19 protein-coding genes are annotated in these 24048 nt (G+C 36.6%); 9 read left to right on the top strand and 10 right to left on the bottom strand.

Features of this window, described 5'->3' with window-relative positions; genetic code table 11:
• The first annotated feature begins 181 nt into the window (after positions 1 to 181).
• The 9 genes from G508_RS0111035 to G508_RS0110990 all read left to right on the top strand — a co-directional run bounded on the left by G508_RS0111035 (position 182) and on the right by G508_RS0110990 (position 14444).
• A complete protein-coding gene (locus G508_RS0111035) occupies positions 182 to 3235 on the top strand; it encodes a SusC/RagA family TonB-linked outer membrane protein (protein ID WP_026705372.1) in 3054 nt (1017 codons plus the stop codon).
• Between the two features lie 12 nt (positions 3236 to 3247).
• Entirely contained in the window at positions 3248 to 4717 is a 1470-nt protein-coding gene (locus tag G508_RS0111030) for a RagB/SusD family nutrient uptake outer membrane protein (protein WP_026705371.1), read from the top strand.
• A 13-nt stretch (positions 4718 to 4730) separates the two neighbouring features.
• Positions 4731 to 6332, top strand: coding sequence for a PKD domain-containing protein (locus G508_RS19565; RefSeq protein WP_157485969.1), 1602 nt, complete (start codon positions 4731 to 4733; stop codon positions 6330 to 6332).
• A gap of 10 nt (positions 6333 to 6342) precedes the next feature.
• Entirely contained in the window at positions 6343 to 7983 is a 1641-nt protein-coding gene (locus tag G508_RS0111020) for a glycoside hydrolase family 16 protein (protein WP_026705369.1), read from the top strand.
• A gap of 81 nt (positions 7984 to 8064) precedes the next feature.
• On the top strand, positions 8065 to 10365 hold the full coding sequence (bglX, locus tag G508_RS0111015) for a beta-glucosidase BglX (RefSeq protein WP_026705368.1): 2301 nt from the start codon (positions 8065 to 8067) through the stop codon (positions 10363 to 10365).
• An 83-nt stretch (positions 10366 to 10448) separates the two neighbouring features.
• Entirely contained in the window at positions 10449 to 11204 is a 756-nt protein-coding gene (locus G508_RS0111010) for a glycoside hydrolase family 16 protein (RefSeq protein ID WP_026705367.1), read from the top strand.
• Positions 11205 to 11451: 247 nt separating this feature from the next.
• Entirely contained in the window at positions 11452 to 13008 is a 1557-nt protein-coding gene (locus G508_RS0111005) for a T9SS type A sorting domain-containing protein (RefSeq protein ID WP_026705366.1), read from the top strand.
• Positions 13009 to 13034: 26 nt separating this feature from the next.
• A complete protein-coding gene (locus tag G508_RS0111000) occupies positions 13035 to 13514 on the top strand; it encodes a cytochrome c oxidase assembly factor Coa1 family protein (protein ID WP_245569862.1) in 480 nt (159 codons plus the stop codon).
• A 261-nt stretch (positions 13515 to 13775) separates the two neighbouring features.
• A complete protein-coding gene (locus tag G508_RS0110990; RefSeq protein ID WP_026705363.1) occupies positions 13776 to 14444 on the top strand; it encodes an ATP-binding cassette domain-containing protein in 669 nt (222 codons plus the stop codon).
• A 37-nt stretch (positions 14445 to 14481) separates the two neighbouring features.
• Here the strand turns inward: G508_RS0110990 and G508_RS0110985 are convergent, their stop codons facing one another.
• The 10 genes from G508_RS0110985 to G508_RS0110940 form a co-directional block, all read right to left on the bottom strand.
• Positions 14482 to 15699 (bottom strand): ATP-grasp domain-containing protein, encoded by a 1218-nt coding sequence (locus G508_RS0110985; RefSeq protein ID WP_026705362.1) that lies wholly within the window; start codon positions 15697 to 15699, stop codon positions 14482 to 14484.
• 3 nt (positions 15700 to 15702) lie between these two features.
• Positions 15703 to 17133, bottom strand: coding sequence for a leucyl aminopeptidase family protein (locus tag G508_RS0110980; protein WP_026705361.1), 1431 nt, complete (start codon positions 17131 to 17133; stop codon positions 15703 to 15705).
• The gene (locus G508_RS0110975; protein WP_026705360.1) at positions 17134 to 18273 is read right to left on the bottom strand and encodes an alpha/beta hydrolase; all 1140 of its coding nucleotides are present in this window, start codon (positions 18271 to 18273) and stop codon (positions 17134 to 17136) included.
• 153 nt (positions 18274 to 18426) lie between these two features.
• Positions 18427 to 18888, bottom strand: a complete 462-nt coding sequence (locus G508_RS0110970; protein WP_026705359.1) for a hypothetical protein — start codon at positions 18886 to 18888, stop codon at positions 18427 to 18429.
• A 10-nt stretch (positions 18889 to 18898) separates the two neighbouring features.
• Entirely contained in the window at positions 18899 to 20287 is a 1389-nt protein-coding gene (locus G508_RS0110965; protein WP_026705358.1) for a sensor histidine kinase, read from the bottom strand.
• Positions 20288 to 20296: 9 nt separating this feature from the next.
• Positions 20297 to 20959: a response regulator transcription factor gene (locus tag G508_RS0110960; RefSeq protein ID WP_026705357.1), complete on the bottom strand. Its 663-nt coding sequence runs from the start codon at positions 20957 to 20959 to the stop codon at positions 20297 to 20299.
• A gap of 3 nt (positions 20960 to 20962) precedes the next feature.
• Positions 20963 to 22276: a DUF3570 domain-containing protein gene (locus G508_RS0110955; RefSeq protein WP_026705356.1), complete on the bottom strand. Its 1314-nt coding sequence runs from the start codon at positions 22274 to 22276 to the stop codon at positions 20963 to 20965.
• Positions 22277 to 22301: 25 nt separating this feature from the next.
• Positions 22302 to 22511 (bottom strand): DUF4266 domain-containing protein, encoded by a 210-nt coding sequence (locus tag G508_RS0110950; protein WP_026705355.1) that lies wholly within the window; start codon positions 22509 to 22511, stop codon positions 22302 to 22304.
• Positions 22511 to 23497, bottom strand: coding sequence for an FAD:protein FMN transferase (locus tag G508_RS0110945; RefSeq protein WP_026705354.1), 987 nt, complete (start codon positions 23495 to 23497; stop codon positions 22511 to 22513). The genes G508_RS0110950 and G508_RS0110945 overlap by 1 nt, the downstream gene beginning before the upstream one ends.
• Positions 23494 to 23928, bottom strand: a complete 435-nt coding sequence (locus tag G508_RS0110940) for a thioredoxin family protein (protein WP_026705353.1) — start codon at positions 23926 to 23928, stop codon at positions 23494 to 23496. The genes G508_RS0110945 and G508_RS0110940 overlap by 4 nt, the downstream gene beginning before the upstream one ends.
• Between the last annotated feature and the right edge of the window lie 120 nt (positions 23929 to 24048).

The following is a 24048-nucleotide window of genomic DNA, read 5'->3' as shown; positions in this document are numbered from 1 at the left end:
TGATTTTTTTAAGATTTTTTTGATTTAACATTACTCTAACATTCTGCATATCTATTGGGATTGTTTTGTTGGTATGGAAATTTTGCACTACTTTTTTTAGGATGTATGTTTTTTGTTGTGGTATATTTTGAATTATTCTCAAATAAGTAGGCTAATTTTATAATTCACAAAAAACATACTTATGAAGTCAAATTATCTATTAATTTATTTTCTGTTACTCTCCGCTTTTGGTTTTGCCCAAAGTTATGACATTGGAGGAACAGTTAAAGAATCAGGATCGGGACTACCGCTTCCTGGAGTAAACATTCAAATTAAGAATACTACTAAAGGAACAACATCGGATTTTGATGGAAATTTTTCGCTTGGAGGAATTCCAACAGGATCCGTGGTTGTATTTAGTTATGTAGGATATTCTAATTTTGAATATACCGTAACTTCAAATAATAGCAATGTTGCAATTGCCATGCAAGAAGACACCAAAACCTTAGACGAAGTTGTGGTTATTGGTTATGGTAGTCAGAAAAAACGTGAGGTTACGGGATCAGTTTCTATTGTAGATGCAAAAACAATGGAAAAAATAAAACCTATTAAAGTAGATCAAGCCTTACAAGGGACAGTTTCCGGTGTTATTGTATCTGGAGGAACAGGTGCTCCAAACGCAGGATTTGACATTAAAATTAGAGGAGTTGGTTCAAATGAAGTGAACAGACCAACAGCTATCATTGATGGATATGTAGGTAATCTAAGTGATTTAAACCCAAGTGATATCGAAACACTAACCGTTTTGAAAGATGCTCAAGCAGCAATTTATGGAGTTATTGGAGCAAACGGTATCATCCTAGTGACTACAAAAACTGGAAGGAAAAATACAAAACCAATGGTAACCTATAATGGTTATACTGGTTTTCAAGAAACTTCAAGAAAACTTTCTTTATTGAATGCCACCGATTATGCATTGATTCTTAATGAAAGCTATGCAAATGCAGGAAACCCATTACCTTATCCAGACGTTTCTGGCTTAGGGAAAGGGACTGATTGGCAGGATGAACTTTTTCGCAAAGGTGCTCCAATCATTAGTCATGACTTTTCAGTATCAGGAGGAACCGATAAAGTTACCTATGCCATCAGTGCTTCCGATTTGACTCAGGAAGGAATCATCGGTGATTGGGATAAATCACGTTTTAAAAGAAATACCGCTAGAATCGCTTTAGGATTTGATATCTCTGAAAAATTAAAAGTACAGACAAATGTTACTTATAGCTATTATAATTCAAGGGGTTTCAACGATAATGGTTTAGGATCTGTATTATTTAATGCAATAAACTTGCCTGGAACTTTCACTCCGTATGATCAAAATGGTGAATTTACGCAAATTCCAAACCAAGGTTATGGTATAGAAATCATCAATCCATTAGCTCAACTTGAAAACACATACAATGATGGAAGTTACAAAAAAATCAATGGTACATTTGGACTAGATTATGAACTAATTGAGGGATTAACATTAACCTCTAGAATTGGTTTTAATACTGGGAATGGTAGAGGAAAAACTTTTGCAAAAGAGCTTTTTTATGTTGAGGGAAAGGTATTTAATGTGCCAAGAAGCCGTGTAGATCAAAGCAAAAATGAAGACAATAACTACTCTTTTGACTTTTTTGCAACTTACAAAAAGACATTTGCTGATAATCACAACCTAACCTTTACTGTTGGTAATACTATTTTTAAAGAATTTGGCACAGGGTTAAATGCTTCGGGTTACGATGTCCCAAATAATTCATGGGAATTTGCAGATATTTCTTTGGCTAATGGATTTAGAGAGGGAAGAGATGTTGGAGCCTACAATTATGACGAAAGAAGACTATCTTATTTTGCAAGATTTCAATATGATTTCAAAGGTAAATATTTAATTTCTGGAATGTATAGAAGAGATGCTTCTACTAAGTTTGGTCCAAATAATACTATCGCCTATTTTCCATCAATGACCGCTGGATGGTTAATCTCAAACGAAGAATTTTTTGGAACTGATAATATTGTTAATTTCTTGAAATTAAGAGCAAGTTATGGTGTTTTAGGAAACGATCAAATTGGTAACAATCGATTCGCATCTTTGCTTAATGGAGAAGCTACATATGTATTTAACGGAAGTCTAATCAACGGAACAGCAGTTGGGGTTCTTCCAAACCCAAATCTTAAATGGGAAAAAGGTAAAAAATTAGATATTGGTTTAGACCTCAACCTTTTTGAAAATAAAGTGAACATAGTAGCCGATTATTATAATGATGTTAGAGAAAATTTACTCATCGGAAGTGTCCCAGCATCTGGAATTGGTGGTGGTGGAGCTCCAGGAAGTGGAAACTCAACCGTAAATGCTGGAACGACAAGAAATTCAGGATTTGAATTTGCAATTAACTACAACAATCAAATTACGGATGATTTCAAAGTGGAATTGAATTACAATATCTCAACTATTGATAATGTCGTAGAGCTTGTAGATACTGAAACAGGTTTTATTGAAGGTGGAACTTTTGGAGTAGGCCAAACTTTATTGACCTCTAGAATGGAGGAAGGACAACCAATAGGCTATTTTTATGGCTATCAAACTGATGGGATTTTCCAAAATCAAGCCGAAGTTAATGCACATCCATCTCAACAAGCTCTTGGTGCAGTTGCACAACCAGGAGATATAAGATTTAAAGATATAAATGGCGATGGGGTTATTGATGCAAATGATAGAACAAATCTTGGAGATCCGATTCCAGATATGATTATGGGCTTCAATTTCAATTTAACCTACAAGGGATTTGACTTTGCAGCCTATACCTATGCTTCAATTGGAAATGATATCGTCAGAAACTACGAAAGAACATTAACCGATGTAAACCGATTGAACTATGTTTTAGACCGTTGGACAGGAGAAGGAACAAGCAATACCGTTCCAAGAGTGACAACTGATGCAACTAGCAATAACGTTTTTTCTGACTATTTTGTAGAAGATGGTTCTTATTTTAGAATTCAAAATGTTCAGTTGGGCTATACTTTAAATCCGGATTTCAGCAATAGAATAGGCATTTCTAAATTTCGTATGTATTTAGGTGTAAACAACTTATATACATTTACAAAATATAGAGGATTTGATCCAGGAGCTGTTAGTGCCGCACCAATTGGTGGTGGAATTGACAACGGAACATACCCTATTCCAAGAACCTATATGCTAGGTGTAAACATTAACTTCTAAAAAATATTCAAAATGAAAAGATATATTTTTATAACAACAGTAATCATTGCGGCATTCTTTGCTTCTTGTGATGATGATTTTACAAAAAGAGACCCAGTCTATACAATCGATTCTGAAAACTATTTTAATTCAGAAACTGACTACAATCAAGCATTAATTGGAGCTTACGATTTGTTGCAATCTACATACATCAATGTTCTTTTAGGAGAAATAGCTTCAGACAATACAGCCTCTGGAGGAGAAAGTGCAACAGATGTCATTGGTTTTCAACAAATTGACGATATGGTACATACACCGGTTAACGAAAATCTTAAAAACCTTTGGGATTGGATGTTTGCTGGGGTAAACAGATGCAACTACATCTTAGAATTTAAAGACAAAACCGATTTTCCAAATAGAAATCAAGTTATTGCAGAAGCTCGATTTTTAAGAGCATATTATAATTTCGAATTAGTAAAATGGTTTGGTCCAATTCCTTTAAGTGGTGATAAAAGATTCCTTGCTTCAGATGTGACAAGTATTCCTAGATCCCCAATCGAAGAAGTATATGCCGTGATAGAATCGGATTTGCAATTTGCAGTAGAAAATTTAAATCCTAATGCATCCGAAACTGGTAGAGCAACTAGAGGTGCAGCACAAGCATTATTAGGCAAAGCCTATTTGTATCAAGATAAGTTTGCACTTGCTGCACAAATTTTAGATACAATGATTACTGACTCTCCATATTCATTAGTCCAAAACTACAATACAATTTTTGAAATGGCTGGCGAAAACGGTCCTGAATCGGTTTTTGAAGTACAATATAGCGAACTAGAAGGAGCTGGATTTGGTTGTCTTCAATGTAGTGAAGGAAATGTAGCAGTTGGTTTCAGCGGTGTTAGAAGCTATGCAGGTCCTGTTTTTGCATCAGGATTTAGTTTTAATGTTCCAAGACAAGAATTAGTAGATGCTTTCGAAACGGGAGATTTAAGAAAAGATGTTGCCATTTTAGATATCGAGGCTTGGGCTACACAAACAGGTGCTACATATAGTACTGGCTTCAAGCACACAGGCTACTTCAACAGAAAATACCTTCCAAGAACTAGAAGTAATGATGCAGCAGGAGATCAAAACCTTACAAATCCAAATAACTACAGAGCAATTCGCTATGCTGATGTTTTGTTGATGGCTGCCGAAGCATTTAACAGAAGTGGTATCGACGATGCAAAAGCTCGTCTTTATTTAAACGAAGTTAGACGTCGTGCTTTTGGTGATAACAACCATGATATTAGTTTTTCTGGACCAAGCTTGACGGATGCCATACTAGCCGAAAGAAGAGTTGAATTAGCAGGCGAAGGACACCGTTTCTTTGACTTGGTTAGAACAGGAAAAGCAGCTCAAGAAATCGATGGGTTCATTGCTGGAAAACATGAAATATTTCCCGTTCCTTTTCAAGAAATACAATTCTCAAACGGAAACTGGGCTCAAAACCCTCAATATTAATACCTCATTTAATATGAAAAATTTAAAATATATTTTTAGCTTTTTTCTTCTAACAGCCCTTTTGGGATGTCAAGAAGATGATACTGTTACCAATGTGGATGGTATCGAAGCACCCTCTAATATTTCTGCCTTGTTTACTATCAAGCAGGACAATTCAGGAGAAGTTACCATTCGCCCAAATGGTGATGGAATAACTTCATACGAAGTAGATTATGGTGACGGAACTGTCGAAACCGAAACGATTGCTGCTGGAGAAGTTTTTGAACATACTTATGCAGAAGGTGTTTACACCGTTACAATTTATGGCATTGGAATCAACGGACTAAAAACCGAGTTTACTCAGGAATTAACCGTTTCATTTCTCCAACCAACTGGTTTGGTTGTAACCATCATTCCTGGTGCCAGTCGTTCCATTACTGTTCAAGCTGAGGCTGAATTAGAAACGTTCTTCCAAGTTTATTTTGGTGAAGATCCAAATCAAACTCCAGTTGACTTTATGCAGGGTGAAACTATAACACATACCTATGCCGTTGCAGGAACTTATGAAGTAAAAGTTGTCGCTTTAAGCGGAGGTGCTGCTACTGCAGAAGAAACACAAACTGTAACTGTATCTGATTTGGATGCCGCTCCAGACCCTCTTCTAAATCAAGCAGATGTCATTTCGTTATTCAGTAATGCTTTTGATAATGTTCCCGTAGATACTTGGAAAACCGATTGGTCTAGTGCTACACTGGAAGATTTACAAATCAATGGAAATGATACTAAAAAATATTCTGGTCTAACATTCGTAGGTATCGAAACTGTAACTTCAATGATTGATGCTACAGAGATGACTCATTTCCATACCGATATTTGGTCAGCTGATTTAACCGAATTCAGAGTGAAATTAGTAGATTTTGGTGCCAATGCTGCCTATGGTGGTGGTGATGATGTTGAGCACGAAATCATTATTTCAAATCCAGCTCAGGAAGAATGGGTAGGAATCGATATTCCCTTAAGTGCCTTTACTGGTTTAACAACTAGAGCTCATATTGCACAATTGATCTATGTTGGAGCTCCAGCAGGAACTTCAAGTGTATATATCGATAATGTATATTTTTACAAGCAAAGTGCAACACCACAAACTGCAGCTCCTACTCCAACATTGGCAGCTTCACAAGTAATTTCAATGTTTAGCAATGCTTACACAAATGTTCCGGTTAATACTTGGTTGACCACATGGTCAGGTGGCGCTCTTGAAGACCTACAAATTCAAGGTAATGATACAAAAAGATACTATAATTTAGACTTTGTTGGGATTGAAACTACAGGAGCTAACATGATTGATGCCACAGCCATGACACATTTCCATACCGATATATGGACTGGAAATGCCACAACTTTCAAAATTAAGTTAGTAGATTTTGGAGCAAATGGCGCTTATCAAGGTGGTGATGATTCTGAACACGAGATTGTAATTGAATCTCCTGCTCAAAACACATGGTTAAGTTTAGATATTCCTTTGAGTGATTTTACTGGACTAACTGCACGAGCCCATATTGCACAACTTATATATGCAGCTGCCCCAACTGGATCTGCTACTGTATATATTGACAACGTTTATTTCCACAACTAAAAAAAATAATATGAAAAAATACATTAAGAATTTAGCAATAATACTCTCAGCAGTACTTGCACTTTCAAGTTGTCAGGACGACGACAATACTTTCGGAGATATCAATTCTCCGAGCGGTATCGAAGTGGAAGCGGTAATTTTGGGTGTCAGTGATGAATTTCCTGACGGAGATGGATCTGGTTTGGTAGACTTTACCGCTAAAGCAAAAAATGCCATCAGCTATAAATATATTTTTAGTGATGGTACAGAAGATAATTCACCAAGTGGAATTTTAGCTGGAAAGCGTTTCAATACGGAAGGAACAAATACTTATACCGTTACAGTTTTAGCAAGCGGAACTGGTGGTGTAACTTCAAGTATGAGCTTTGAAATTAAGGTTTTCAGTGACTTTAAAGATCCTCAAGCGGTTGAATTTTTGACTGGCGGAAGTTCTAAAAAATGGTATTTTGCAGCAAATGAACCTGGCCATTTAGGTGTTGGGCCAAACAATGGTAACTCAGGAGAAAATGCCTCTCCAATTTGGTATGCAGCAGCTCCATTCGAAAAAGCTGGTGCTCCAGAAAGCAGTTGTCTATATGATACTGAAATGACCTTTTCACTTGATGATAATGGGGCTTTAAAATTTGAATTAAACAACGGAGGAAACACCTTCTATAATGCTGCTTTCCATAGTTTTGGAGGTGGAGATTTATGTCTTCCTCTTGACACATCTGGTCAAAAAAGTGTCTTCCTGAGCCCTTCTCAATCCGTATTAACAGCTGATCAAAGCCGTAAAACTGCAATGACCTTCTCAGATGGTGGTTTCATGGGATATTATATCAATCAAACTACTTATGAAATACTGACAATTACCGAAAACAGAATGATTGTTCGTGCCATCATGGGTAATGATCCAGCTTTAGCTTGGTACCATACCTTTACCACTACAAAACCGGAACAAGGCGGTGGTGATGACGAAACTTTTGAAACCCTAGTTTGGGCAGATGAATTTGATGTTGCTGGAGCACCTAATCCTGCAAACTGGGGTTATGACATCGGTGCTGGTGGTTGGGGTAACGGCGAATTGCAGTACTACCGCGACAATGCCGAAAACGTAAAAGTTGAAGGTGGAATGCTAAAAATCACAGCTAAAAAACAAACCTTCAGTGGTGCAGCTTATACTTCTGCAAGAATTAAAACGCAAGGAAAACAAGATTGGACCTATGGTAAAGTAGAAGCTAGAATCAAACTTCCGGCAGGAGTTGGTACATGGCCTGCTTTCTGGATGCTAGGTGCAAGTTTTGAGCAACTTAGCTGGCCTGCATGTGGTGAAATTGACATCATGGAACACAAGGGGTATGAACCGGGAATCATACATTCTACTCTTCATTATCCCGGAAATTCTGGAGGTGATGGGCCAACTCAATCAACAATAGTAGATAACGTTTCAAGCGAATTTCACAACTATGCAGCAATTTGGACAGCTAACACAATCCGATTTTATGTAGATGATGAGTTGTTCCACACGTTTACAAACAATGCAAATACCCCTTTCAATGCTGATTTCTTTATCATCCTGAATGTAGCAATGGGAGGCGGATTTGGTGGTCCAGTAGATCCAAACTTTACACAATCGACAATGGAAGTTGATTATGTGAGAGTTTACCAATAAATACCAGAAAACAATTCAAGAAAAGGAGGTTAGACCATCTAACCTCCTTGTTTTTGAAACTACTAATACAAAGACAAAACAATGAAAAAAAGGTTTCTTTATACATCCGTTGCTATAACAGCAATTGCCTTGTTAAGCTCAAACGATTCATTTGCCCAAAAAAAAACCAAACCAGTTATAAAACGAAATTCAATCGAACAACGCGTGGATTCCATTTTAAACCTGATGACTTTGGAAGAAAAAGTAGGCCAGATGAACCAATACAATGGATTTTGGGAAGTAACAGGTCCGGTTCCTAAAGACGGACAAGCGGCTAAAAAATACGAACACCTCAAAAAAGGATGGGTCGGTTCCATGCTAAATGTTGTAGGAGTAAAAGATGTAAAAGCCTTGCAAAAAATAGCTGTGGAAGAAACCAGACTGGGAATTCCACTAATTTTTGGATATGATGTCATCCATGGTTATCAAACTATCAGTCCCGTACCACTTGCCGAAGCTGCAAGTTGGGATCTAGAAGCCATCAAAAAATCGGCGGCAATTGCTGCAGAAGAAGCTGCTGCTGTTGGACTCAACTGGACGTTTGCTCCAATGGTAGATATCTCCCGAGATGCTCGTTGGGGACGTGTGATGGAAGGTGCTGGAGAAGATCCATTTCTAGGAAGCAAAATTGGTGTCGCAAGAATCCAAGGCTTTCAAGGAACTGATTTAACGGATCATAAAACCATTTTGGCTTGTGCAAAACATTTTGCTGGTTATGGATTTGCAGAATCTGGCCGCGACTACAATACCGTAGATGTTGGCCTTTCAACGTTACACAATGTAATCCTACCTCCTTTCAAAGCTGCTACTAAAGCTGGTGTTAGAACCTTCATGAATTCCTTTAATGAATTGGACGGAATTCCAGCAACAGGAAACAAATATTTGCAAAGAGACATCCTAAAAGGTGAATGGAAATTCAACGGCTTTATGGTGTCAGATTGGGGATCAATGGGCGAAATGATCGCTCACGGATATGCAAAAGATATTAAACATGCAGCCGAATTAGCAGCTAATGCAGGTTCTGATATGGACATGGAATCAAGCGGATATGTAGAACATTTAGTAGCTTTAGTAAAAGAAGGAAAAGTAAAATTAGAAGTCGTTGATGATGCCGCTAGAAGAATCTTGAGAACCAAGTTTGAACTTGGACTTTTTGACGATCCCTACAAATATTGTGATGAAAAACGCGAAAAAACAACAGTTGGCAGTAAAGCCATGCATGAAGGCGTTTTGGATATGGCTAAAAAGTCAATTGTATTATTAAAAAATCAAAATGATTTGCTTCCGCTAAAAAAATCTGGACAAAAAATCGCCGTTATCGGAGCTTTGGCAAATGATAAAAGTAGTCCGCTTGGAGGTTGGAGAGGTGTTTCGAAAGATGGAACAGCTGTTTCTGTTTTAGAAGGTCTTCAAAAATACAAAGGAAATCAAATAACCTACGAAAAAGGAGCCGATGTTTATACAGGAACTCCTGTTTTTGGACTGGAAATTAAAATCAATACAACCGACAAGAGTGGTTTTGACAAAGCCGTTGAAGCAGCCAAAAAAGCAGATGTTGTAATCATGGTTTTAGGAGAAGTAGGCTTTCAATCAGGAGAAGGTAGAAGTCGTGCCAAAATTGATTTACCTGGAGTACAACAAGAACTTTTAGAAGCAGTTTACAAAGCGAATCCAAATATTGTGCTGGTTTTAAACAACGGTCGTCCATTAGCCATCACTTGGGCTGACGAAAATATTCCTGCAATTCTGGAAGCTTGGCAACTTGGAACCGAAAGCGGAAATGCAATTGCACAAGTCTTATATGGCGATTACAATCCTAGTGGAAAATTGCCTATGACATTTCCAAGAAGTGTGGGACAAGTGCCAATCTATTACAATCAAAAAACAACTGGACGTCCTGGACCTGGAGGAGAGAGCGTGTTTTGGTCACATTTTACAGATGAAAAGAACACACCACTCTACCCTTTTGGATATGGTTTGAGCTATTCTAAATTTGAATATTCTAATTTAAAAATGAGTGCTTCTTCATTTTCTGGAAACGGAAAAATCACGGTTTCGGTTAATGTAAAAAATACCAGCAAGGTAGATGGAAAAGAAGTAGTTCAAATGTATATCAAAGACGAAATAGGAAGTATAACGCGTCCTGTAAAAGAATTGAAAGGCTTTGAAATGGTTTCACTTAAAGCAAATGAAACGAAAACCGTTAGCTTCACAATCGACAGTAAACTAATCGAATTTTATACCGCCAATAGCAAATGGGAAGCTGAAGCAGGCGATTTCAAAGTATTCATCGGAGGAAGCTCGGATGCTACATTGGAAGGAAAATTTGAATATAAAAATTAAACACACATTTCACAGATTTCACAGATTACCACAGATTGATAATACGTTTTTTAATCTGTGAATCTGTAGCTAAAATAAGTACTATGAAAAAAATACTCTTTCTTTTTCTAATCGCTAGCATTTCGTTTGCACAGGAAACCAAAAGGAAACTCATCTGGGAAGAAAATTTCGATGGAAAGGCTCTCGACGAAAAAGTATGGAATTTCGAGCTAGGAAATGGTTGTCCAAATTGTGGCTGGGGAAACAACGAACGCCAACTTTACACCAAAGACAATCATAAATTGACAGATGGAAAATTAGTGATTACTGCCAAGAAAGATGGCGAGAAATATACTTCTACAAGAATCACCACGAAGGCTAAAAAAGAATTTCAATATGGCCGAATCGAAGCACGAGCAAAACTACCAGTTGGTCAAGGAATTTGGCCTGCCTTCTGGATGCTAGGTTCAAATATTGGTCAGGTGGGATGGCCAAAATGTGGTGAGATCGACATCCTAGAATACGTAGGCCGTGAACCCGATATGGTTTTCACATCGCTTCACACCCAAGCCAGTCATGGAAATACAATCAACACCAAGAAAACAAAATTTGAAGATATCGAAGAAGGTTTTCACGTCTTTGCAGTAGATTGGACCAAAGAAAAAATGGATTTTTTTGTAGATGGAAAACTCGTTTATACCTTCCAGCCCGAAAATAAAAAGGAAGACGTTTGGCCCTTTAACCAGCCTTTTTATATCCTAGTAAACATGGCAATTGGTGGCAACTTTGGCGGTCCAGAAGTAGACGACAGCATCTTTCCTCAGGAATTTATCATCGATTATATTAGAGTGTACGAATAAGGTTTGAGTTTAGTTAATTTCGTGAATGGCACAGGATATTTATTCTGTGCCATTTTTTTATTAACGTGTTTTCTTATCACGAACTTTAAACTCTCTCTAAAGGAATTATAGGGTTCCTCACTTTTATTAAGTAATTGTCTTTGTATATATTTACATAAAGTATTTAAAACCAAGCAACCTTTTTAACACAAAAGCATCTCTATAACATTAAAAATCAATTATTTTGGATAACCTAAAACACAAAAACATGATTAAAAAACTACTTTCAACTCTACTTATACTTCTTGGTTTTACGGCTCATTCTCAAACGATTGAATGGCTAAATATTGCTCCAATAGATTTCGACATGAATCCTGATAATATTGGTTATAATATTGCTCTAGATCCTTCTGGAAATGTCTATATGACAGGCTTCAAAGACGATGCTTTTATCTATGAAGACATTATGGGAACTCAATTCTTTAACAAATTCGATCCAGAAGGAAATGAAGTTTTTACTAAAGAAATTACAGGAAATGTAAGTATTTACAATATTGCCTGCGACAATGAAGGAAACCTGATTATGACAATGGGTTTTGTACAGTTTATAAGTATTGGTACCTTAGATTTAATCAGTATTAATCAAGGGGTGAATTATCTGATGGTGAAATTTGACAGCTCAGGAGAGGTAATATGGTATCATGAATTCTTTTTGCCTGATTCAGCCGTTTCAAGTGCAAGAGGTCTTGCAATTGATAGTGCTAACAATATCTATGTAAGTCATGATGATTATATGGATTCCTATATCCAAAAATTTTCTCCCGACGGTGATGTGCTATTTGCCATCAATCAGGAACAAGTTAGCAGTATTTCATCTTTGGCTGTGGATGATACTGGAAATATCTATGCAGCAGGATCTTGTGCAAATACGGGAGCAACTTTTGGAACTGTATCAGTCCCACTTCCTGAAGGTTTCACTTATAATACTTATATCGCTAAATATTCGGCGGCGGGAGTGTTCCAATGGGTGAAATATCTCGATAATATCACCTGTCCGTTACCACAGGTTGTAGCAAAATCGCCCGATGCTATCTACTTGACTTCGGAGCTTTTTGAAGCCTATTCTTTTGATGCGATTATTGCAGAAGGACCAACTGACGGTTTTCAGGATACTTATATTGCAAAGCTAAATGCAACCGGAAACTTTCAATGGGTCAAAGAAGTTCCTGGTTCGGGTTCGCTTATCGCTGGAAATAGAAACATTCTGACACTTGATGATGATGGCAATATTTATTTTGGTGGAATTACCTCCTCTACCGTTAACTGGAGTCCCACCATTACTACAACAACCGAAGGTTTTGGCAATCGTGATGCAATTCTTCTAAAATATAACCCTCAAGGGGATATTTTGATGGCAAAAACATTTGGCGGATCCAATCAAGACCGAATTGATGGCGTTGCTTTGTCAGTTGATGGTTCGATTTTCATTGCAGGTCTTGCTACTGGAACAGTTGATTTTGATGGTATTATAATTGAAGAAGATGAATTTGAACGTTATCCATTTGTTGCTAGATTTACTAACGAAACTCTAGGAATTAAAACTCCAGAAAAGCCATCAATCGCTGTTTATCCCAATCCAGCTTCAACTTCAATTCATTTTCTAAATGTTCCTGAAAATACAGCAGGAAGCATTTATACTATTCTTGGTCAAAAGGTAAAAGATTTCAAAAACGATCAACAACCTTTAGCCATAATTGATTTATCCGAAGGAACTTATATTTTGAAATTTGAAGGTCATCAAGCGATAAAATTCGTGAAATTCTAAAAATTAAAATGTTATAAAATATATAATTGAATATCAAAGAGTCGGAATCTTCCTTATTTTTGGTTATCAATTATACCATCATGAACGAACTTATTCGAGAAAAAAGCTGGGGAGTTAGAAACTGGAAATGGCTAGTGCCAATAACAGCATTGCTCATCATGATCATTGCCTTTTTATCGCTAACGAGTGGCTTAATGAGTTTTGCTCAAGCTTATGCAGAACCTGCACTTTACGAAAATGCCTTAGAAAAAGCCCGTCAGAACGAAAGAGTAAGCGAAGTCCTTGGAACAATCCAACCTGTCGATAAATTAACGATTCTGGAAGGCAACGTGGTCTATGCTGAAGATCACAATGCCGTTAACCTTACTTTTCGAGTTACTGGATCAAAAGGAAAAGGAAAAATGGATATCCAAGCTAATAAAATTGATGGTAATTGGGAATACGAACTGATAAAAATTCGCATAAAAAAACCTGAAGAAGAAATAATTGTTTTAGGAAATGAATAGTGCTTTCTGGAGGTTTTACAAAGATAATACCATCATCAATTTTCCTGTTTCCTTATCATTTGCTTTTTTTAACAGTGCAGTCTGGGGTCTAATTATTTTTTGTTCATTTGGAATATTTTTGGGACTATTTTTCTTTAAAAACTTCAAAAATAACGAGTACTATTTGTATTATAATTTAGGCTTTACCAAAAGGAAACTGGTTCAAAAAATATTCTTAGTAAATCTAGCCTTATCCGTTCCATTTTTTTTATTGCTTCTCAAATGAATAAGCTTGAAATTGATAATCTTACCAAATATTTCGGCAAAAAATTAATCCTGTCTGATATTTCATTGAAATGCGAAACTGGTGAAATAATTGGTGTCTTCGGAAGAAATGGCTCCGGAAAATCTACACTATTAAAAATACTATTCGGAACACTTAAAGCAAATAGTATCACTGTAAAAATCAATGGCGAGGAAATAGAGACTAAAGGAATTATCCCTTCAAAAAAAATAGCCTACTTATCGCAAGAGCCTTTTTTGCCGAAAGGCCTGAAAGTTAGAGAAGTTATCCCTTTATTTTATCAAGAGGAGGAACAAGACCAGATTTTTTATGCTAAGGGGATTTCAAAATTTGAAAATACATTAGTTGGAAAGCTGTCAATGGGGGAACTGCGGTATTTAGAAATCCTACTGATCGGAAATCTACAGCATGAGTTTTTACTTTTGGACGAGCCTTTTTCGATGGTCGAACCTATCATGAAGGAATTTCTAAAAGAATTTCTTTTTACGTTAAAGGAAACGAAAGGGATAATCCTGACCGATCATTATTATCATGACGTCCTTGAGGTTTCCAGCAGAAATCTAATTGTAACTGATACCAAAATAGTTGAAGTTGCCTCAAAAAGTGATTTGGTCAAATATGATTATATAAAAAAGCCTACTGAATAGTTTTCAATAGGCTAAAAAAATAAATTTTATATGTTTCTTAATGCAAATTTTTCACGCTTTCCTGTTTGCCAACAGCAGCATAATCTCGCACCAATCGGTCAGCATAATTGTCTAACAATTCCAATACTTTTTCACGTTTATCAGAATTTACAATCAATCCCGCATGGTAGTCCAACGGAACTCTAAAACATACTTCTTCATCCGAAAAAGAGGATAAATCAGGTTGTTCAAATTTTGATAGCGTCAGTACAATTCCAGCATAATTTTTCTTTGGTTTTGGAAGCTTATAAGCAGTTTCTCTAATCAAAGAATCTTCAATTTTAGCCCATTCTCCCCATAGATTTATTCCCGAAGCCGCTTCGACCATTTCAGCCAAATGTGCTCCACCTACTCTTGAAGAGGTTTCCAAGAAATATATTTTTCCATCTTCCTTGCATTTGATAAACTCAGTATGTGTCGCACCATGTTTCATTCCGAAGGCTTTCATCACAGCTTCATTCTGCTTTTTAATCGCTTTATCATCGGCAGAATTATATTCGATATTGGCACTTCTAAAAATTCCACCACCTTGCGAAATTTCCATCGGAGTCGCCAAATAGCGGGATGTAATACTAAACAAAACTTTAGAATCCAGATTCAATCCATCACAATGATATACATCGCCGGGCTTGAATTGCTCTACTAAATATTTGAAACGATTATTCCCTAATTCGTTGATATGCAACCACAAACTTTCTTTGTCATGAACCTTAATAATTCCCGAAGCCGAAGCTTCTGAACGCGGTTTTAAAACCCAAGGAGGTGAAACCGTATCGGCAAAATCATTGATTTCATAATCATTAAAAAGGGGTGCAAAAGCAGGAATCGGAATCCCAAAACTCTTCGCTCTCATTCGCATGGCCAATTTATCACGGAAATATCGACCCGTGGTTTGTCCCATTCCGTCAATGCGTAAATTTTCACGCAAAAAAGTCGCCTTTTCAACATCAAAATCATCCAAGGCAACTATGGCATCAATCTTATGATTTTTCATCAAATTCCCAACACCTAGCAACAAATGCTCCAGATTCCAGTCGATGTCCTGCCCTTCCATATAAAATATTTCATCTATATGATCGTGTGGCCAAGGCTTATTCCTTAATTTTTCTGAAGTAACTAAAAATACTGTATTTCCGAGCTTTTTTAAATTGATTAAAAAATCAGCTCCCTTGAAATAATTTGAAATGCAAACAAACGTCTTAGTAGAATTTTCCATAGCTTAAAGATTTTCAATAAATTTAGTTAATAAATGCACACCATAAGCGGTTGCATGCTTGCTCTTTGCAAATTCGTCGTCCCCAAAAGCTACTCCTGCGACATCAAGATGAGCCCAGGCTTTATGTTCGTCAGTAAAATATTCTAGAAATTTAGCGGCACTGATGGCTCCTGCAACGGGTTTTCCGCTGTAATTTTTCACATCGGCAATATCACTTTCGATATCCGATTTATAACTGTCCCAAAGTGGCAATTGCCATAAACGCTCGCCAACTGCATCTCCTGATTGTTGCAATTTTTGAGAAATCTCATTATTATTGGTAAACAAAGCACCACATTCAAAACCCAAAGTCGCCACACTACTACCTGTTAATGTCGCAATATCGACAATAATTTCGGGTTTATAATTTTTGATGAGATACGACAATCCATCGGCCAAAATCAATCTTCCTTCGGCATCGGTATCGATTATTTCGATTGAATGTCCACTGTAACTGCCTATTACATCGCTTGGCAAAAACGACTTGCTATCCACCGAATTTTCGCAACAAGGCACAATCGCTGTCACTTTTACCGGTAATTTCAAATCTGCAATTAATCGCATTGCTCCGAAAACCGCTCCACCACCTGCCATATCGCATTTCATGTGAACCATTCCGGCTGTTTTAATATTTAATCCGCCAGTATCAAAAGTGATTCCTTTTCCAACAAAACCAACGTGCTTGGTTTTTGCATTAGCATTTTCAGGAACATATTCCATAATGATAAACTGTGGTTCCTTGTCGCTTCCTTTTCCAACAGATAAAAAAGCTTCAAGGCCTTTTTCTTTACAGGCTTCAGCTCCCAAAACTTCAACTTTAAAACCAAATTCAGTTCCGTTTTCGGTTGCCCAGTTTGCAAGATATTTTGGTGTAGCTACATTTGGAGGCAAATCAACCAAATTGAAAGTCTCTAATTGTGCTTTTCCAATTTTTATTGCTCTTTCGGCAACTTCGGTAAACTCAGTTTTAGCGTGCAAATTCAGCGTGAAATCTTTTTCTAAAAACGGATGTATCTCATTTTTCTTGAAGTGTCCCAAACTGTAAGTTCCTAAAACCAACCCTGAAATACTTGCTTCAACTTTTTGATTGTCGAATTGATGCGGAATAACCAAAACCACATTTTTACCGAAAACATCTTTATGCTTCGAAGCAATTCTTCTAAAAATAGTTTTTAAAGATTTATAATCGATTTCTTTTCCTAAGCCAATAAAAATGTGTGTACAATCATATTTTTCAACCAAATAATGAGTGTCTTTTTTCCCATAAAATACTTTTGAAGGCACAGAAACACCATGAAACTCAATTGGCACAAGGCTCTTTGAATGGGTTTCAAAAACTGGAATCAAAATCGTTCCCGCATATTTTTCTAATGTGTTGATGTTTTTTGTCTGCATTTAATTTTCTTTAGTATTAAAAAATAACCATTCTATTGCCTTTGGAAATTCGTCACTCCAGTAAATTTCACTGTGTTTCCCCTCGTTATTGATGCTTAACTTGATTTTCATCTTGCTACTCACAAACTCGCTTTTAATCAATTTTTTCTTGAACTGCTTCACGTGTTCAATCATCGTGGCACTTTCATCACCTCCGGCATACAAATAAATCTTGGTGTCCTGTGCTTCATCGTCAAAATCATTGCTGATATTCATTTTTGGAACCACCCATAATGATGGCGAAAAAATCATCAATTTCCCATATACTTCAGGATACATCAATCCGCTAAAAATACTCACCAATCCTCCCATCGAACTTCCTCCAATTCCTGTAAATTCCCGTTCAGATTTTGTTCTGAAATTGCTATCAATAAATGGTTTCAAAGTATCGGTTACAAACCGGATGTACTGTTTTCCTTGGCCTTTCCCTAAAATGGTTTGCCCAACATTATATTCTTTTATTCTGTCTTTCTCGGCATGCTCAATAGCAATCACAATTATTTTTCCAATCTTGTATTCCGCCATAACGGCTAATTTTTTATCGATCTCCCAATTGCCAAATTCAGCCTTTTCGTTGAATAGATTTTGGGCATCCTGCAAATATAAAACCGGATAGCTTTCGCTCGAAAGGTCATAATCGTGGGGCAACAAAGCCCAAATTTTTCGTTTCTTATTGAGCTGTGGAATTTCGAATTCTTCCGATATTAATTTTACTTGAGGTAGGAAATTTGGCTTGAAAGGAAGCCAATTCCTCCTCCATTTTGCAACATGTTCTTTCTTTACACCAGAAGTTTGCTTACAAGAACGGTTCTCAGTTCGATTGCCATATTGGTCAATTTCTACCTCGCTCCAATCGCCTTTGGTGAATTTATAAAGCAACTCTTTTGGGTAAACAAAATCATACGGAAACTTGAAGTGATACAAACCATCTCCTATTTTTTCCATCATAAATTCCTTGTCCTGAGTTCGCCACTCATTAAAATTTCCCGAGATATAAACAGGTCTAAAATCATCTTCGGCAGTGGTGAGAATGATGTTTAGCTGTGGCTCGGTAATTTCTTTCTCTATCTCGTCTAAAACGGTATTTCTATCGGAATTCATAAAATGCAAAAAAAGCTATATTATCTTTATTAAAAAGTAAATATAGCTTTTTGAGAATTGATATAAAAGAAAGTTTTAAGGCAAAAATTAAGAATTAATAATTTTAGATAAAAAAAGGCTTTTTATTAAAGAAATGGTAAAACTATGTCAGATCTAGGAATCAGTATGTATAATTTCTGTATCACGGATTTCCGTATGCCGAATTTCTCCCCCAGAAGTTCCTACAAACTTTGACAAAATAACACCTCCAATGGCTGTAACCACAACAATATAAGAGACAATTACAGCTTTCGGATGTTTTTTTACATTTGCAAATAAGCCTAAGATAGAAAGAAGTCCCAAAACATAGAGCACTTTCATAAATGTTTCAGCTAATTCTTCGTGTTCGTGAACTAAATCATGGGAAATACCTAATTCTTCAACAATATCCTCAGCTCCTTCACCTGTCATCATCGTTGCTTTTGCCATAATCATACAAACGATGAAAATCACATAAGCTGTATTTACCAAAAGGGTTTGCTTTTTAATGATTCCGTATAGTAAAATTCCTATTCCAAAAAATAATCCTATAATGGGAAAATGATTGAAAACCATGTGTAGATGAGCCTGATTCATAATTTTAATTTTATAAATTTTTAATTACCAAGGTAACATTGACGCCTTTATCTTCATTATTTTGAATATGAAACTCCATTTGAAGTAAACCACAAAGACGTTTTACGATGGAAAGTCCCAAGCCTGTTCCTTTTACTTCAGGATGGTCGGATGATCTGGAACGGTAAAAGGGATTTGAAATCTTATCCAAATCGGCCTCTAAAATTCCAATTCCGTTGTCCTTTATACTACAGAAAACAGTATCATTTTCTGACCTTAGAGAAATTTCGATTTTTCCGTTGTCTTCGGAATATTTCAATGCATTTGATAGAAGATTGTCCACTATTATCGAAAACAAATAGCTATCGGTCTTAATGAAAATATCACTCTCAAAATGGTTTGTAATTTGGAGATTCTTGTTCCTTATTTTTTCAGAATATCTAGCTAAACCATCCAAAATGATGGCATTCACAAAAACACTTTCCGCTTTCAAGGACTGCTTTTGGTTCTCCAACCGAGCCAACAACAGCAATTCATCTACCATAAAATTCAGTCGATCGACTTCCTTTACACAATAGTTGATTTTTTCTTCATATTCTTTCTGGTCTCGGGGTTTCCTGACCAAAACTTCAAGCGTTCCTTTTATAACCGCCAAAGGCGTTCGAAGTTCGTGTGAAGCATCCGATGTGAATTGTTTTTCTCGTTCTACAGCATTTTCAATTCGATCCAAAAGATTGTTGATGGTTTGAGAAAGTACAAAAAGTTCATCTTTATTATTTGGCAACGGAATCCTTGATTTTAAATTTTCCCTAGAAATAGTGTTGGAAGTTTCAATGATAGAAGCTACAGGCTTAATGCTTCTTCCAGCAATAATTCTAGCTATTATAAACAGAATCATTAAGGTTAAAGGATATAAAACGAAGAGTATCTGGCTTAAATTATGCAAAACTATCGTGGCGTCTTCCAAGGATACTGCTATTAAAATATACCCTACAATAGTGCTATTTTGATAGATTGGCACTTGCGATTGGCGAATATTAAAAGAATTATCTAATTGATCGTCATGAAATTTATCTACCGAAACTCCTTTCCTGAAATACAGTTGCGATTTTTTTAAGTTGGGCGATTTATCGATGATTGCTCCAGTTGCATCAACAAATTGAATAAAAATTGGGTTTACGTCTAGGGTGTTATGCTCCTTCTCTTTCCATTCGTGTTGGTCAATCAAGTGAAAAGTATTATTTTCTACTTTTATTTCTTCTAATAATTTCTCACTTTCAACTCTGATGTCGCTTTCCAAATGACTGTAGACACTCACTCTGACGATATAAAAAATCACAAAAAAAACCAGCAGAATCAACAAAGCCGTACTGATGATATAATTGAAAGCAATTCTATTTTTAAACGAAAATGGAAGCATAATTTTTACTTAGTCATTTGCAATATACCCAATTCCGCGAAGGGTTTTGATATAATCTTCTTCCTTTTTTAGGTTTAATTTTTTCCGGATGGCGTTCATAAAAACATCAATCACACCCGTGTCATATTCAAAATGGATGTTCCAAACGTCCTCTATTATTTGGGTTCTGGTGCAGACATTTCCCTTATTTTTTATCAGATAGGCCAATAAATCAAACTCCCGCTGTGTCAATACAACTTCGCTATCTTCTACAAAAACCTGATGGCTGGAAAGTTTCATCTTGATATTTCCCAAACTCAAGTCATCGCTTTCCTTTTCGCTTCTGAAATGAATTTTAATCCTTTCGAGCAATTCTTCAAAACTGAAAGGTTTTTTGATATAATCATTGGCTCCTGCCTTTAGACCTTCAATAGTTTCTTGAACTGTATCCTTTGCTGTCAGAAAAATAATAGGCGTTTTGGCCTCTTTTTTTCTAATACTCTTGCAAACTTCCAAACCTGTAATTTTGGGAAGCATCCAATCTAATAAAATCAAATCGGGTTTGTTTTTAAGTGCCGAATCAAGCCCTTTTTCGCCATCATTGGCCACGAAAACTTCATAATTTTCTTCTTCCAAACCTTGCTTCAGAAAATTGGCAATCCCGATTTCGTCTTCTACTACAAGAATTTTCATTTTTTACTGCTTGACAAATTTGATTCCGAAAGATACAATATTTGCATCCAATCCGTCGCTTCTTGTATAATGATTAAATCTGAAATCGATGTTTTTAATACCAAATTTCCAAATTTTGCTTCCCGTAAAAATATCCGTATAATTTATTCCAAAGCCATATTGATTGGCATTAAACGTCGATAAATCATAGTCTGAAGTATAATATTTCTCTGTTGAAAGATGTGATTCATACGGAGCAAAATAGTTGGATGCCGTTTGCGAATAATAACGATACATCGGAAAAACCGTGAACCTATCCGTTAATTTTATTGGCAATTCAAAACTTGCCGTATGGGTCTGAACACCCCAGTTATCAGTATAAAAACGATAATAAGTCCTCAAGACGAAACGCTCGTTGATGTAATAATTCAACCGTGCTCCAAGTGGCAATTTAAAACGAGAATCGGGCAATCGCTCAATATCGTCGGCCAGTTGAAACTCGTTGATGAAAGAATCGGCAATATCTTTAAAATAGATCCTTTGGTAAGGCGTTGACAGCAATCCTTGCTGTTGCAAAACATCGGCAAAAAGCGAAAGTTGCATTTTCTTGTTGATGACTTGCGAAAAACTGAACGATAAGGCAAACGAATTTCGTTTCTTGTTATTGTGGAATTTGAATTTTTCAGGATTATAATCTGTATTTCCCGTTATGTCAAAGCGATTGAAAATTCCGCCGTTTAACGTATTTCCGTTATCAGCAAAATCCTGTAATTCTTTAGGATAAATAGGGCTCCAAGTGTCCAAATAGACATTGGCCGAAACATTGATTTCAGTATTTTTATCATTGAATAATTTCGTAAAACCACCTCCAAAACCAATCGAAGAATAATCATATTCCACCGAACCCGAAGCATGAGCATTCCAAATCGTGTTTCGATCATCCGAACTATGGCTGTAATTGACCACCAAAGTCGTCAGCATATCTTGGGCAGAAGCTCCAGAACTGGCCTGCCACGGACTTGGAGTAGCACTGTCGAACGGATTAATATTTCCTGATGAAGCTGATGAATAGGCTGAAAGTCCGGCATCAATTGTTAATACTTCGTCATCGCTGAGAGGCATTGCCACAACGATTGTGGGGGTAATGTCGGTCAATTCCTCCATTCCGTTTCCTCCTGAAACAGCCGAGTGAATTCCGTCCTGCTTGTAATAACTCATCAAGAAATCCACTTCTGTACTTTCCAAGACACGTTTCTTGAAAACCACTGTTGAATCTTTTTCTTGTGCGATAACGGTCAAGCCGAAAAGTAAAAATATGAGTGAAAGGTATTTTTTCATCTTTGTTTTATCTGAATCAGATTTTTTAATTACAACCACAACCACCGCCCGTTTTTCCACCATTGGCTCCTGCCGAAGCTTCCCTGTAGACTTGATAATTGGTTTCGAAACGCTCTGTTGAACGTGCTGTTAATTTCATATCAGGGTCATTTATTTTTTCTTTTTCATATTCTTTTACAGAACTGCATGATTGTAAAACAACCAAGCTCAAAAGGGCAAATGCTATTTTTTTCATTATTGAAATTTTTTAATGTCTATGTTTTTTGACGCATGCACCATTCCTTTGTCATCTACGATTATGCATCCGATTCCTTTTAATTGATTGACCAAATCCAGTCCAACATCCACTCCCAAAACGAAAATTCCGGTTGCCAAAGCATCAGCAATTTCAGTCTGTTTTGCAAATACTGAAACGCTCACGATTCCTGTAGCTGGATAACCCGTTCGTGGGTCGATGATGTGGGAATAGCGTATTCCATTGAAGGTGACAAATTTCTCGTAGCTTCCCGAAGTTTCAACCGAGCTGTCTTCGAGCGGAAAAGTGGCAAAAACGTTATTCTTGTTCATCGGATTTACGATCCCGACACTCCATGGCGTTCCGTCAGGCTGTTTTCCCCAAGCATTGATGTCGCCCGACACATTTACAATACCCGAAGTACAGCCCTTGGAAACCAACAATGCTTTTACTTTATCAGCAATATAGCCCTGACCTATTCCGCCAAGGCCTAATTTCATCCCCAACTCTTTTAGGAAAATCGAATGCTCCTTTTCGTTCAAAATGATTTTCTTATAGCCAATTCGCTCTACCGATTTTGCAATAGCTTCGGGAGTTGGCATTGCTTTCATACTTCCGTCAAACTTCCAAATTTTATCCATCGAAGCATAGGAAATATCAAAAGCACCACTTGTCAATTCTGATATTTTCAAGGCTCTTTGCACCAATTGAAATACTTCGTCATCTACTTTTACGGCTTGAATTCCAGCATTCTTATTGACTTGAGATATTGGCGTGGTCGGAATCCAATCGGAGATTTGGTTTTCGACACGTTTTACTTCGGCTAGAGCCAAATCAATCCAATCATTGGCTTTGATGGTGTCTTGAGCCACGACTGTAACCTCAAACGGACTTCCTAACATCGATAACTTTCGTTTGTGAACGACTTGCCCGAAAGAAGTTGTAAAAATTAAAAAGACAACTATTCTGAATGCTATTTTGATCATTTTTCAAAAGAATGAAGAAGTTGTACATATTCATCGGCTGTAATATTCTTGAAACTTTCCATTCCCAAAACTTTTCCGTTTTTATCCAAAAGCACTACTAAAGGAAAATTACCTGCTTTGTTGTATTTTTCAGCCAAAGCCTTGTTTTCATTCGTAAGTTCTTGGGAAAGTTGATTGGATTTCTTCTTAGGAAAATCAGCTTTGTAGATAATCCAATTTTCTTTTGAAGCCTTGCTAAATGCTTCCGATTGCCAAACATTCTTATCCAGCTTGATACATGGAGCACACCAATCTGAACCAGAAAAGACTAATAAAATATTTTTGTTTTCTATTACAGCTTTGGCTTTGGCTTCTGTAAAGTTCTTTTCCCAGTTTTGAGAAAATGCAGTTGAAAATGTTGCTAGAAACAACAGTAAAATTAACTTTTTCATATCCGTAAATTATATACCAAAATTAACGAGTATTGGAATGGTTTCTTACCGCGAGAAATCAATCTTAAGCCAATCTTAAGCCAATCTTAATTTATAAACTACTCTAAGATATCACACTAT

It is taken from the genome of Flavobacterium soli DSM 19725 (assembly GCF_000422705.1).
GTDB lineage: Bacteria > Bacteroidota > Bacteroidia > Flavobacteriales > Flavobacteriaceae > Flavobacterium > Flavobacterium soli.
Note: the sequence above shows the minus strand (reverse complement) of the source record. Positions and strands in the feature narration are given on the sequence as shown.